The organism is Acidaminobacterium chupaoyuni, from assembly GCF_047936785.1.
Lineage (GTDB): Bacteria > Bacillota > Clostridia > Oscillospirales > Butyricicoccaceae > Acidaminobacterium > Acidaminobacterium chupaoyuni.
The window spans coordinates 1,553,575-1,566,536 of record NZ_CP176394.1; the positions used below are offsets into that span (position 1 = coordinate 1,553,575).

A 12,962-nucleotide genomic window follows, 5' to 3' on the forward strand; every position below is an offset into this window, starting at 1 on the left:
GGCTGCAAAGCGATCGAAACTTCGGTTATTCGTTGGCGGGGAGAATGGCGTTGAGCAGAACGCCGGCAAGCACGGCCACAAAGTTGCCCGATAAAGTGAGGCTGCCGATGGCAATGCCGTTGCTCAGGCCAAGGCCCAGGACGAGGATCACAGCGACAATGATCAGATTGCGGCTGTTGGAAAAATCGAGGTTGGCTTCGGCCAGGGTGCGAATGCCCACAGCCGAGATCATGCCGTAAAGCAGGATGCAGACGCCGCCCAGAACAGGATCGGGAAGCGTTTGCAGCACAGCGCCGAATTTGCCGAACAGGCCAAGGAACACGGCGAAAACAGCTGTCAGACGCAGCAGAGCGGGATCGTAGATTTTGGTAACCGCCAGAACGCCTGTGTTTTCGGAATAAGTCGTGTTCGGGGGGCCGCCAAACACACCGGCGATCATGGTTGCAAGGCCGTCGCCCAGCAAAGTGCGATGCAGGCCGGGATCTTTCAGAAAATCTTTGCCGACGACCGCGCCGTTGGTGGTGATATCACCTACATGCTCCATAAAGGTGACAAGGGCGATGGGGGCGATCATCACGATGGCGCTCCAGCTGAACTGGGGGATGGTGAAGAAGGAGCCATCGGTGAAATTCCAGAAAGGGCTCACCCACGGGGCGCTGGCGATTTTGGAAAAATCAATGAAACGCGCATCAGGGGCAGCGATGCAGAGATCATAAATAATGGTGGCGATATAGCCAACGCTCATGCCGATCAGTGTGGGGACCAGCTTGAAAAATCCTTTGAAGAAGATCGAAACGATGATGGCCGTGAACAGCACCAGAAGAGCGATGACCCACTGGGCGGAAGCAAGGCTGATGGCAAAGCCGCTCAGGCTCAGGCCGATGACGATAATAACGGGGCCTGTCACCACGGGGGGGAACAGCTTTTTAATGGTATCCACGCCTAAGATATAGCACATCAGCGAAAGAACCAGATAAATGGCGCCGGCCATAATAATACCGCCTTGGGCGGCGGGAATACCTTGGGATTTAATAATGGTTTGCAGCGCGGCAACAAACGCGAAGCTGGAACCGAGGAACACCGGCACTTTCTTCTTTGTGATAAGATGGAAAGCGATCGTGCCCAAACCGGCGGTGAACAAAGCAACAGAGGGATTCAAACCGGTTGCGGCAGGCACTAAAACGGTTGCACCGAACATCGCAAAAAGATGCTGTAAGCCAAGAAGCAGGTTTTTGGCGTTCAGTTTGGGAAAAAATTTAGACTTTTCTTCCAAAATCAAGACCTCTCTTTCAATAAAAATTCAAATCCGATTAATTTTACCAAGTTTCCGCCTGTTGCGCAAGTGATTATGCAATAAAAAGTCGAAAAACGAAGCAAAAATGCCGTAGAATAAATTGTGAGAAAACCGGCAGAAATACGATTGTATCATGGCGGCAAAAGTGATAAACTAAAAAAGATTCTATCATATCTGCAAAACCAAAAGCAGATCGAGGAGCAACCATGAAAAACAAATTCAAATGGCTGGCAGCGGTGGCCGCGCTTTTCATCATCGGCGCGGGAATCCTGCTTGGGCTGAAAAAAGGAGAAAATGACATGACAAAGGCAACCATTGTAATGGAAAGCGGCGAAGAGATCCATGTGCAGTTAGACCCCAAGCAGGCGCCGATCTCTTGTGAAAATTTTGAAAAGTTGGCCAAAAAAGGCTTCTATGACGGCGTTGTGTTTCACCGCATTGAACCCGGCTTTGTAATTCAGGGCGGCGATCCCACCGGAACGGGCATGGGCGGCCCCGGTTATCAGATCAAGGGCGAATTCGTTCAGAACGGTGTGCAGAACAACATTTCCCATGTGCGCGGCGTGATCTCTATGGCGCGCGCAAGAGATTTTGACAGCGCGGGCAGCCAGTTCTTCATCACGCTGGGCGACGCAACCTTTTTGGATGGCGCGTATGCGGCTTTCGGAACGGTCGATGAAGAAAGCATGAAGATCGTTGACAAAATCGTTGAACAATATTTAAAAGACGGCAAAGCGCCCGTTATGAAAACCGTTACCATCGGTTAACAGCCGTTTGGCATCAGAAAAGCCCCGAAATCAATGATTTCGGGGCTTTTCTATTTTTACTCGATGCTTGATTTAGTGTTCGCGCCCTTCGGCGGTATGAAGATCCTGCTTTACACAAGCCACCGTTTCAACGGCTTTTTGAATGCCGCGGATCATTTCGGAAAGAGGGAGAGAAGCAACATCCTGTTTGTTTTTCACCTGCTCTTCGGTGAACGGAACATGGATGAATCCGCCGCGCATCTGGGGGAATTCTTTTGAGATCCAATAAAGCACGCCATACATCACATGATTGCAGACATAGGTTCCCGCGGTGTTGGAAACTTCACAGGGAATGTTTTCACGCCGCAGAGCATCGGCAATGGCTTTGATGGGTAAAGTGGAAAAATAGGCGTTCTCGCCATCGGGCATGATGGGAAGATCGATGGGCTGCTGACCGGCGTTATCGGGAATGCGCGCGTCGGAAAGATTGATGGCCACGCGTTCGGGGGTGATGCTTTTGCGGCCGCCTGCCTGGCCAAGGCAGACCACGGCGTCGGGATGATGCTTCTGCATCGCCTGATGGATCACTTTGATCGATTCATCGAATACGCAGGGAACCACCTGCTTGATGATTTCTGCGCCGCCGATCTGTTGGGGAAGCGCTTCCAGGATCTGCTGCGCCGGGTTGACGCTTTCACCGCCAAAAGGTTCAAAACCTGTTACAAGAATTTTCATAATGGACCCCATTTCTTGAAAACGGCTGTTTCCCAGCCTTTTGTTTTGTTATTGTTATCATAGCTTAAAAACAGGATATCTGCAACGGAGAAATGAAACGCGCCGAAAAAACAAGGGAAGAGGCCAAACAAAACCGGTTTGCGCGGGCAGCACAAACCGGTTTGAAAAAGGTGATATTCTTTTGAAAAAAATATTTTATTGGGGCGGGCGATGGCTGCACTGGCCGTGCATCGGGCAGGAAGCGCATCCGCCGCAATGGCCGCAGGAACCCTTGCCGCGGCGGATGGCGCGGATGGCAAAGAAAAGAGCGGCCGCTATCGCAATGAGCAAAATCCAATCATAGAAATTCATAAAATCCCTTTCTCGAACAGAGAATCTTTTAAAAAGCTATACCAGCAAAGAAACAACATGATACACGATAAACGCAGCCAGCCATGCCACACCGGTTTGATAAAGAATCACCAAAGCGGCGCCTTTGGCCCCGCCGATCTCTCTTTTAATGGCCGCGATCGCCGCCACACAGGGGGTATATAACAGGGTGAATGTCAAAAACGCCAGCGCGGCGGGGATGGAAAGCAAGGAAGAAAGCAGCTCGGGCAGCGCGGCAATGGAAGTTCCGGTTAACACGGCCATGGTGCTGACAACGGCTTCTTTGGCGGTGAAGCCTGTCACCAGAGCCGTGGCGAAGCGCCAATCGCTGAAGCCCAGCGGGGCGAAGAACGGCGCGATGGTCTTGCCCAGGGCAGCAAGCAGGCTGGCCTGACTGTCGGAAACCACATTGAACCGGCTGTCGAAAGTTTGTAAAAACCAGATGATCAGTGTCGCCACAAAAATAACGGTGAAAGCGCGGGTGATAAAATCTTTTGCTTTATCCCACATCAGAAGGCAGACGCTCTTCATCGAGGGCAGGCGATAGGCGGGCAGTTCCATCACGAAAGGAACCGGGTTGCCGCGAAAAGCGGTTTTGCCCAGCAGCATCGCGGAAAGAATGCCCAATACAATGCCGCCCACATAAAGCCCCATCATCACAAGCCCGCGGTAATGCGGGAAAAATGCCGCGGTGAAAACCGCATAGATGGGAAGCTTGGCGCTGCAGGAAATAAACGGGGTGAGCAGAATGGTCATTTTGCGGTCACGATCGCTGGATAAAGTGCGCGTGGCCATAACAGCGGGAACCGTGCAGCCAAAACCGATGAGCATCGGCACGAACGAACGGCCGGAAAGCCCGATCTTGCGCAGCAATTTATCCATCACAAACGCCACGCGGGCCATGTATCCGCTGTCTTCCAAAAAAGAAAGAAAGAAAAACAGGGTGACAATGATCGGCAGGAAAGAAAGCACGCTGCCGATGCCGGCAAAAACGCCGTCGATGATCAAAGAATGCATCACGGGGTTGATACCGTAGGCGGTGAGGCCCGCATCCGCCCAGCCTGTCAGCCGATCGATGCCCAAAGAAAGCAGATCGCTCAAAGCGGCGCCGATCACGCTGAAGGTAAGCCAGAAAATCGTGAGCATAATGGCCAGAAAAATTGGGATGGCCAAATATTTATGGGTGAGCCAGCGGTCGATCTTCACCGAACGCTTTGTCTGAAGCGATTCATGGGGGCGTTCCACCGCCGTGGCACAAAGGTCTTCCAAAAAGCGATAGCGCATATCGGCCAGCGCCGCGTTGCGGTCAAGGCCAACATCCCGTTCCATTTCTTCCACGATATGGCCGATGGTTTCCACTTCGTTTTCAGAAAGCGCAAGCGCTTGCAGCATCGGTTCATCGCCTTCCAAAAGCTTGGTGGCGGCAAAGCGGGCGGGCACGCCGTTACGCTGGGCATGGTCTTCGATCAGGTGGCTCAGCGAGTGGATGGCGCGGTGAACCGCTCCCTGGCAAAAATCAAGCCGCTTGGGCAGTGTTTTCTTGGTGGCGGTGTTCAGCGCTACGCGGATCAGTTCGCTGATGCCTTGATTTTTGCTGGCTGAAATCGGGATGACGGGAATGCCCAGTTCTTCGCTGAGTTTGATCTCATCCACAGAACCGCCGTTGCTGCGCACTTCGTCCATCATGTTCAGCGCCAGAACCATTGGGATGCCCAGTTCCGTCAGCTGCATGGAAAGATAGAGATTGCGCTCGATGTTGGTGGCATCCACAATATTGATGATGCAATCCGGCTTTTCTTTTAAAAGATAATCGCGTGTGACGATCTCTTCTGAAGTATAGGGCGAAAGGGAATAGATGCCCGGCAGATCTACCACCACAGCGTCGCTGTGGCCGCGAATCGTTCCTTCTTTGCGATCGACCGTTACACCCGGGAAATTGCCCACATGCTGATTGCTGCCGGTGAGCTGATTGAAAAGCGTGGTTTTGCCGCAATTCTGATTGCCTGCAAGGGCAAATTTTAACATAACATCAAAAACCTTTCTATCTGGAATGATTGCCGTGAAAACGGTGCCTGTGGAGCAAAGGATGTTCGGCCTGTCGATCCGCTTCGGGGGAAGCGCCGCAGGGCATCACTTCGATTTGTTTGGCATCATCCAGACGGATGGTAAGTTCATAGCTGCGCACATGCAGTTCGATAGGGTCGCCCATGGGTGCTGTTTTGCGAATGGTGATGCTGGCTCTTGGGGTAAGCCCCATATCCAGCAAACGCCGCCTTAAGGCGCCTTCGCCGCCCACTGAAACAATGGTGGCGGGCTGACCGATGGGAAGTTGATCTAATTTCATGGATTACTCTCCTTGGTTTGTCTAAGCTAACTGTTAGTCTACGCTAACAGTATATCGGCAGGAAAGAGATTCGTCAAGAGAAATCAACACCTTTTTGCTCTGTAAAAAAAGAAAGACCGGCGCCGCGGAAACAGCACCGGTCTTTTAAGAGAAAAATGATCGAATTTAGTAAAGTTTAAATAAGAGAGAAGCAAATTCGCCGCGGGTGATGGGGTTGAGCGGCATGACGGAATTGGTTCCGCCATAGCCCGAGATCACGCCCAGAGAAGTGAGGCAGTTGATATGATCGGAAGCCCACGCGGGGATCTGGGCGGCATCATCGAATGATACGGGCAAATAAGCAAACCCACGGCCCACCACGCGGCCCAGCAAAGTCATCACCTGCGCGCGCGAAATATCCTGCCCGGGGAAGAACGCCGATTTGCCGCTGCTGTCGGCGCCGCCAATCATAATGCCTTTGGCATAAAGGGCGCGCACATGGGGAAGCGCCCAGGAAGAGATGGAGGAAACATCGCTGTAGGGCAGCTTCACATTGGCATATTGCGCGGTATCCAGCCCCAGATAGCGCGAGAGCAGCGTTGCAGCCATTTCATTGGTGGTGCGGCGATAGGGCATAAACGAGCTGTCGGTGGAAAAAACGGCTTTCTGCCGCAAAAATTCGGCGTAATCTTTCGACCATTCGTTGTCCAGATCGTTAAATGGAGTGGAAGCAAAGCCGGGGCCCACATTGATGCTGGCGCGGCTGATATTGCCGAAATAATCCGAGGCGGTCAGGGTGATTCGATGAAGGCCCGCGGAAAGATCGGGCAGAGCCGCGCTGATGGCGCCGGACTGCGGATCATACTGGAACGCCAAAGCACTGCCGTCGAGGTTCAGCGAAAGATCTTTGGAAGAAAGCAGGAATCCGGAAGCATCCAGGGCGGAAGCATTCAGCGCGCCGTTTGCGGCCTGCAAAGTGAGAGCAGGGCCTTGCGTATCGGGCTGAACGGTGCTGCTATAGCCGATCAGCTGATCCACATAAACGGTGCCCGTTTCTTCACCGGGGCAGGAAATGGTAAAGCCGCGCAGAGAAACCGCGCCCGAGGGAACAGCCGCCGTTACCATGCTCCAATTGGAAGATGCATAAGCCGCCCGCTGCTGGATCGTGCCGTCACCCATGGCAAAATCAAAGAGGATCTGCTTTTCGGGGGAAGCTTTCAAAAAAGCGGTAACATTGGATAAACCGGCCATGCTGATGGGATAATTCGCGTGATAGGAAACGGTCTGTACAGAGCCGTCATCCATGGCGGATGCCTGATATTGCAGGGCCAGCGCATAATTGCCGTAACGCACATTTTCTAATTTCTCGGTGCGCGAAACAGTGCCGCTGATCTGTTGAAAATCGCTCGAAGCGTTCCAGTTGCTTTCCGATTCGAAAGTATCAAGGATCTTCGGCTTCTGACCGATGGTCACGGGAATCGTCTGGGTGAAATCCTTATGGCGAATGACAATATCGCCGCTGAGGCCGAGGGTCTTGCCGGCGGTGAAAACGCCGTCCTGGCTGATGGTGCCGATGTTGCCGGTCACGCTCCACTGGAAAAGATCATCGGTTTCGGCAATGATCCTCGATTGCGCATAGGCGTCGATATCCAGATCGACGCTTGCCGAAGGGTTCAAACTGAGAGAAGTGACCGTCGAACCTTTGTTTTTCACCACAATGCGGTCGGGGCGTTCATAAACCGTGATCACCGAAGGGGTCACCTGCGTGCCGCCGTGTTCCCAGCCGATGGAATATTCGCCGGCAGCGGCGGGGGCGGTGAAAACATTGCCCGCGATGCTGTTTTCGGCGTTTGCAACGGTGAAGTTTTCAGAATAAGAAGCCACGGGATAATAATGCTTATCAAAGGTTTTAGCCTGCAAAGTGATGCGGGAACCGCTGAGCGCGGCAATATTGTGGGGATAAACAAAAGCGCCGCTTTCTTCGCCGGTTTTCGGCGCGGTGTTGACGAACAATAAGTAGTTGGCGCAGGCGCGCAGAGAACCATCGGAAGGGCTGTTGACCACTTCGGGCGAAACGGAACCGGGCAGGCGCACCACTTCGGCAGAAGAGCCGCCGCCATCCAGATTGATGGCGTCTGTGCATCCCTGAGAAGCCAGCAGCTGCGCGGCTTCTTTTAAAGTAAGGCCCTGGCTGATTTCCTGTCGGCCGTCATGCACCATCAAAACACAGCTGCCGTCATTGCGAACGCCGAGGATCGTGCGCGGCTGACGATCGAAAGAAAGACCGCTGACAACCGAACCGTTTTTCATGATCATGTTGCCGCCGCCGCAGGCATAGGCCAGATTTTCAAAACGCTGGTCGGTTACAGAATTGCTTAAGGTGACCACTTCGCCGGGGCGCAGAGAAGAAATGGTGTAACCGCGGCTGCTATAGACATCGGAAGCGGTCAGAACATATAAATTTTCATCGAAAGAAACAGAGCCGTTGACGGCATTGACAGAAACCACTTCAAACTGTTTTGGCTTGCCCACCTGCAAAGGGTCGCTATCCAGCGGCCGCAGCAAAACATCCGTGCCGCTGCCTGTGCTGCGGGTATAGCCTGAAAAATCGCTATTGAGCAGATAGATGCCTGCGTCGGTGCGTTGTTTGTTGATGGCATAGATCGGGTAGTTGCCCGTTGTGGCGGAATAAAGGCTGATCGCCATGCCGGGGGTGCCGCAAAGAACACGGCCCTCTTTGGTGATGCCAACGGCGTTCCACGCGCCGTCGGAACTGACAAGGCGGCCTTCGTTGATGACCAGATTATTGGGCAGGCCGGTGGAAAGCACAAAAAAATCGGCGTTTGCCGCGCCGAACACGCTTTGGCCCTGCTTTTCTAAATAAGAAACAACCTCATTGATTGTTGATTTTCCGTAAAGCTTGCTGCCATAAGCAACGATGGGCGCAATATCGCCGCCGGGCGTATATTCCATTCGGAAGGATTGCTGCCGAACGGTTCCGTTTTCGGAAGAAGCCGCGGTGTAATTCAGACCGTTTGCTATCGCATAAGTGTCGTTGAAGGAAACCGTTGCGGCGTTTGCCGACGGCAAAAGGGAACAGAGTGCCGCTGTAACACAGCAAAATGAGATGAGACGCTGCCAGACTTTTTTCATGGAGACTCCTTTCAAAATCAGAGGTGGACAGGTAACTTTTACAATCATAACATATCAAAACGAAAATGAAAGTGGATATAAGTGACAAAAAAAGCGCGGATTGTAAAAATTCTCTTGAAATAATGAGAATATATGGTATCATTTAGAACAAATGTGAACAATTTGTGAAGAGATTGCTGAAGTTGAGATGGGGGAAGAAAAAATGACAAAAAAGAGTGAGAATGTTTTTTCCAGGATTTTCAATCGGTATTTTGTGCAGGCAATGGGTTCGATGGCGCTGGGGCTGTTTGCTTCATTGATCATCGGGCTGATTATTTCCCAGCTTTCCAAATTTCCTGTTTTTTCATTTTTAGCGCCGATCACCGAAGTTCTGGGCGCTAAATCACCGGTTATCGGCGCGGCGATCGGCGTTGCCATCGCTTATGGTCTGAAAGCGGATGCGCTGGTGATCTTTTCGGCGGCGGCCTGCGGCGCAATCGGCTATTCGGCCGGCGGCGGCAGCGGCGGGCCTGTTGGCGCTTATGTCGGCGCGGTGGTGGGCGCCGAACTGGGCCAGCTGGTTTCAAAAAAAACACCGGTGGATATTATCGTCACGCCCTTTATCACCATTGCGGCGGGCGGCCTTGCGGGCAACTTCGTCGGGCCTTATGTGCAGAATTTCATGACTTTGCTGGGCCAGTTCATCAACCAGGCAACCACTTTGAACCCCCTGCCGATGGGCATTATCGTGGGCATCATCGTGGGCATGGTGCTGACTTTGCCCATCAGCTCGGCTGCCTTATGCATCATGATGGGGCTGGAAGGCCTTGCAGGCGGCGCGGCAACAGCGGGCTGCTGCGCGCAGATGATCGGCTTTGCGGTGATCTCTTATCGTGAAAACGGCGTCGGCGGCCTGATCTCGCAGGGAATAGGCACTTCCATGCTGCAGGTGCCGAATATTATGCGCCATCCTCAGATCTGGATCGCCCCCACGGTTGCAAGCGGCGTCTGCGGCGCTGTGAGCGCATGGCTTTTGGGCATGGAAAACATCCCGGCCGGCGCCGGCATGGGCACCAGCGGCCTTGTGGGGCAATTGACGATGATCACTGTGATGGGCCCGAAGGTCGGCAATATGACGGCGATCATCACTATGCTGTGCGTGCATTTCATTCTTCCTGCGCTGGTGGCGCTTGGCGTGAACCAGATGCTGCGCAAGCTGGGCTGGGTAAAAGACGGTTATATGAAGTTAGATGTTTGACCTTTCAAAAAAGATGAGATAACAGAATTTTAAAAGCCGAAACGCAAAACGGGATGCCGAGAAACCGTAAAAGGCATCAGTCGATTTTGCGTTTCGGCTTCCTTTTTTCCGAAGATCTTTGGGATGGTTTTGCAAAAGGAGCAAAAAATATAGCATATAAAGCTTGAAAAGCAGAGCGAAAAAGCTTAGAATTCTATCAGAACCACCAAAAAGGGAAAGGAAATGGCCCGTGAAACGATATCTTTACCGAAAAGACCGCGTTCTTCAGACAATCAAAGTTTTATTCGGCGAGCGCGAAGATTTTAATGAAAATGATTATATGAAATATACAGCGCTGGAAGTGGTCGTGCAGGATGACGGCAGATTTTCGGTTTGGGGCGATCTTGGCGATGAAGATGCCGATGTGCTGCGCGATACCAAACCCGATCATCGCGGTTTGCTGCCGCAGATTGCAGCTTTGGCCAATGATGTTATTGAAGAATAGAGGAGAAGCCTATGGCAGAGCAGAATAAATATTTATTGATCGACAGCCGCGTTTTGCCGGATGTATTTTTAAAAGTGGTCGAGGCTAAAAAAATGCTGGCAAAGGGCAAGGTGAAAAGCGCCACCATGGCGGCCCGGGCCTGCGGCATTTCACGCAGCGCCTTTTATAAATATAAAGACAGCGTGGAAGAATATGATCTTGAAATGCGCGGCAGCATGGTCACGCTGTATTTCTCGCTGGAAGACCAGCCGGGCATCTTATCGGCCGTTCTCAGCTGTATCTACAGCGCGGGTGCCAATGTGATCACCATTAATCAGAATGTCCCCACCGATGGGGTGGCGCCCGTGACCATTTCGATCAAATTGAATCAGCAGATCACGCTGGCCCAGCTGCAGATCAGCCTGCTCGGCATCGATGGCGTGATCAAAGTGAAGGAAATCTAAGCGGAACAGCGCAAGGGATCAAGAAAAATCAGCCACAGTATGTCTAAAAAGATTGACAAAAAGAGAAAAAAGACTATACTATAAATATAAGTAAACAGGGGTGCTGGCGCGGCCGGCTGAGAGAAATTGATGGATTTCAACCCTTCAACCTGATCTGGGTAATGCCAGCGTAGGAAGTATGGATAAAGACTTTTTTCGCGGGCATTGAATATGCCCGCGATTTTTTTATGAAAAGAGGAAGTAAAAATGCACAACACAACAAAGCGCTTGACAGAAAGCGCCATTATGGTGGCGTTGGCAACGGTGCTTTCCATGGTGCAGATCGTTAAATTGCAAAACGGCGGTTCGGTGACCGCGGCCAGCATGGTGCCGATCATTTTCATCGCCTTGAGAAACGGAACTTCATGGGGGCTGCTCACCTCGGTGGTCTATGCGGGGATGCAGATGCTGATTGGGTTTTATCCCCCGCCAACACCCAACTTCATTTCTTTCGCCGCGGTGGTGATGCTGGATTATGTGATCGCCTTCGGCGGCCTCGGCCTGGCTCCGCTGTTCGCAAAGCTTTTCGGCAAGAAAAAGGTTCTGGGCGCCGCGGTGGCAACCGCCTGCGTCTGTGTTCTTCGCTTTGTCGCCCATTATCTTTCCGGCCTGATCATCTGGGGCAGCGGCGACCCTTCCGTTCCGGCATGGCTGTTCTCGCTGACCTATAACGGTTCTTATATGCTGCCGGAAACCATTATTTCCGTGATCGTGGTTTCTCTTCTGGTCAAATATGTAAAAATACCCGAATAATGCGGCATAACCTCCCCCTATGGCTCATATCCATCAATGAGCGGGGGAGGTTTTATTATGCAAAGCTGTCGCATTTTTGATATGGGTTATAAAGAAGTGATCGATCTGCAAAGCGGCGCCCGCCTCGGTTATGTTTATGATGCGGAGATCGACCTTGAAACCGGGCAGGTGAATTCTTTGATCGTGCCCGGGCGCAACAGGGCGCTGGGGCTTTTAGGGCGGGAAGAAGATCTGCATATCCCGTGGGATAAAATCGAAAAAGTAGGGGAAGATTATATCCTTGTTCGCGGTGTGGAGGCCGGTTTTGCGCCCCGAATGGTTCGAAAACGGGGAAACGGTTGAAAAAAAGAAAAATAACTTGCTTTTATTGTATGGTTGTGATATTATATCAAGGCAAAATCACACATTGTGCAACGGCGTGCAGGTGCCCTTCGCAGGGCCGCACAAAGGATGAGCGCAATGGAGGTTCAAAACCAAAGGAGGACAAAAAAATGTCAGTCGTATCTATGAAACAACTGCTGGAAGCAGGCGTACACTTCGGCCATCAAACAAGAAGATGGAACCCCAAAATGGCTCAGTATATCTTTACTGAGAGAAACGGTATCTACATCATCGACCTGCAGAAGACCGTTAAAAAGCTGGAAGAAGCTTATTTCTTCGTTCGCGATGTTGCCGCAAACGGTGACAGCGTTCTGTTTGTCGGAACCAAAAAGCAGGCTCAGGAAGCTGTGAAAGAAGAAGCCGAAAGAGTTGGCATGTTCTATGTTAACGCTCGTTGGCTGGGCGGCATGCTGACCAACTTCAAGACAATGCGTCGCCGCATCGATCGTCTGCATCAGCTGAAGAAGATGGAAGAAGACGGCACTTTCAACCTGCTGCCGAAAAAAGAAGTTATCAAGCTGAAGTTCGAAATCGAAAAGCTTGAAAAATATCTGGGCGGCGTTCAGGAAATGAAGCGTTTGCCCGGCGCTCTGTTCGTGATCGACCCCAGAAAAGAAAAGAATGCTATTGCTGAAGCTCGCAAGCTGCATATTCCCATTGTTGCTATTGTCGATACCAACTGCGATCCTGATGAGATCGACTATGTGATCCCCGGCAACGATGATGCGATCCGCGCCATCAAACTGATTGCCCAGACCATGGCCAACGCTGTGCTGGAAGGCAGACAGGGCGAACAGCTGAATGTTACAGACGAAGCTGTGATGGCTGAAGGCGAAGCAAAAGAAGCCAGAGCACCTCAAAAGAGAGCCTCTAAAACCGCTGAAGAAATCGCGGCTGAATAAGACTTGATTTATTTAAGCCCGCGGTAACCGCGGGCTTTTATACCATAAGGAATGTTTTTTGAAAAAAGAGAAGCAGTTTACCTGCAAATGATAGATAATGGAG

General features: G+C 51.8%; 13 protein-coding genes and 1 riboswitch. Of the genes, 7 read left to right on the plus strand and 6 right to left on the minus strand.

The window, feature by feature from the left end:
- Positions 1-25 precede the first annotated feature (25 nt).
- Positions 26-1,273, minus strand: a complete 1,248-nt coding sequence (locus ACJA3I_RS07440; RefSeq protein ID WP_458861980.1) for a uracil-xanthine permease family protein — start codon at positions 1,271-1,273, stop codon at positions 26-28.
- Between the two features lie 320 nt (positions 1,274-1,593).
- Between ACJA3I_RS07440 and ACJA3I_RS07445 the strand changes: the two genes are divergently transcribed.
- The gene (locus ACJA3I_RS07445) at positions 1,594-2,061 is read left to right on the plus strand and encodes a peptidylprolyl isomerase (protein ID WP_458863831.1); all 468 of its coding nucleotides are present in this window, start codon (positions 1,594-1,596) and stop codon (positions 2,059-2,061) included.
- A gap of 72 nt (positions 2,062-2,133) precedes the next feature.
- On the opposite strand, the gene pcp is transcribed toward ACJA3I_RS07445, so the two are convergent.
- From pcp to ACJA3I_RS07470, 5 genes are all read right to left on the minus strand, one after another.
- Positions 2,134-2,775 (minus strand): pyroglutamyl-peptidase I, encoded by a 642-nt coding sequence (gene pcp, locus ACJA3I_RS07450; RefSeq protein ID WP_458861981.1) that lies wholly within the window; start codon positions 2,773-2,775, stop codon positions 2,134-2,136.
- A gap of 195 nt (positions 2,776-2,970) precedes the next feature.
- Positions 2,971-3,126, minus strand: coding sequence for a FeoB-associated Cys-rich membrane protein (locus ACJA3I_RS07455; RefSeq protein WP_458861982.1), 156 nt, complete (start codon positions 3,124-3,126; stop codon positions 2,971-2,973).
- Between the two features lie 36 nt (positions 3,127-3,162).
- Entirely contained in the window at positions 3,163-5,169 is a 2,007-nt protein-coding gene (gene feoB, locus ACJA3I_RS07460; protein ID WP_458861983.1) for a ferrous iron transport protein B, read from the minus strand.
- A 16-nt stretch (positions 5,170-5,185) separates the two neighbouring features.
- Entirely contained in the window at positions 5,186-5,488 is a 303-nt protein-coding gene (locus tag ACJA3I_RS07465; RefSeq protein WP_458861984.1) for a FeoA family protein, read from the minus strand.
- Positions 5,489-5,653: 165 nt separating this feature from the next.
- Entirely contained in the window at positions 5,654-8,620 is a 2,967-nt protein-coding gene (locus tag ACJA3I_RS07470) for a phosphodiester glycosidase family protein (RefSeq protein WP_458861985.1), read from the minus strand.
- A gap of 202 nt (positions 8,621-8,822) precedes the next feature.
- On the opposite strand from ACJA3I_RS07470, the gene ACJA3I_RS07475 reads away from it, so the two are divergent.
- The 6 genes from ACJA3I_RS07475 (at position 8,823) to rpsB (ending at position 12,859) form a co-directional block, all read left to right on the plus strand.
- Positions 8,823-9,857 (plus strand): PTS transporter subunit IIC, encoded by a 1,035-nt coding sequence (locus tag ACJA3I_RS07475; RefSeq protein WP_458861986.1) that lies wholly within the window; start codon positions 8,823-8,825, stop codon positions 9,855-9,857.
- Positions 9,858-10,086: 229 nt separating this feature from the next.
- On the plus strand, positions 10,087-10,341 hold the full coding sequence (locus ACJA3I_RS07480; RefSeq protein WP_458861987.1) for a hypothetical protein: 255 nt from the start codon (positions 10,087-10,089) through the stop codon (positions 10,339-10,341).
- 11 nt (positions 10,342-10,352) lie between these two features.
- Positions 10,353-10,784 carry an ACT domain-containing protein gene (locus tag ACJA3I_RS07485; protein WP_458861988.1) on the plus strand — a complete coding sequence of 144 codons (432 nt, stop codon included), beginning with the start codon at positions 10,353-10,355 and terminating at the stop codon, positions 10,782-10,784.
- Between the two features lie 86 nt (positions 10,785-10,870).
- Positions 10,871-10,977, plus strand: a riboswitch (TPP riboswitch).
- Between the two features lie 53 nt (positions 10,978-11,030).
- A complete protein-coding gene (thiT, locus tag ACJA3I_RS07490) occupies positions 11,031-11,576 on the plus strand; it encodes an energy-coupled thiamine transporter ThiT (protein ID WP_458861989.1) in 546 nt (181 codons plus the stop codon).
- A gap of 57 nt (positions 11,577-11,633) precedes the next feature.
- Positions 11,634-11,918, plus strand: a complete 285-nt coding sequence (locus ACJA3I_RS07495) for a YlmC/YmxH family sporulation protein (RefSeq protein ID WP_458861990.1) — start codon at positions 11,634-11,636, stop codon at positions 11,916-11,918.
- A 149-nt stretch (positions 11,919-12,067) separates the two neighbouring features.
- Positions 12,068-12,859, plus strand: a complete 792-nt coding sequence (gene rpsB / locus ACJA3I_RS07500; RefSeq protein ID WP_458861991.1) for a 30S ribosomal protein S2 — start codon at positions 12,068-12,070, stop codon at positions 12,857-12,859.
- Positions 12,860-12,962 lie beyond the last annotated feature (103 nt).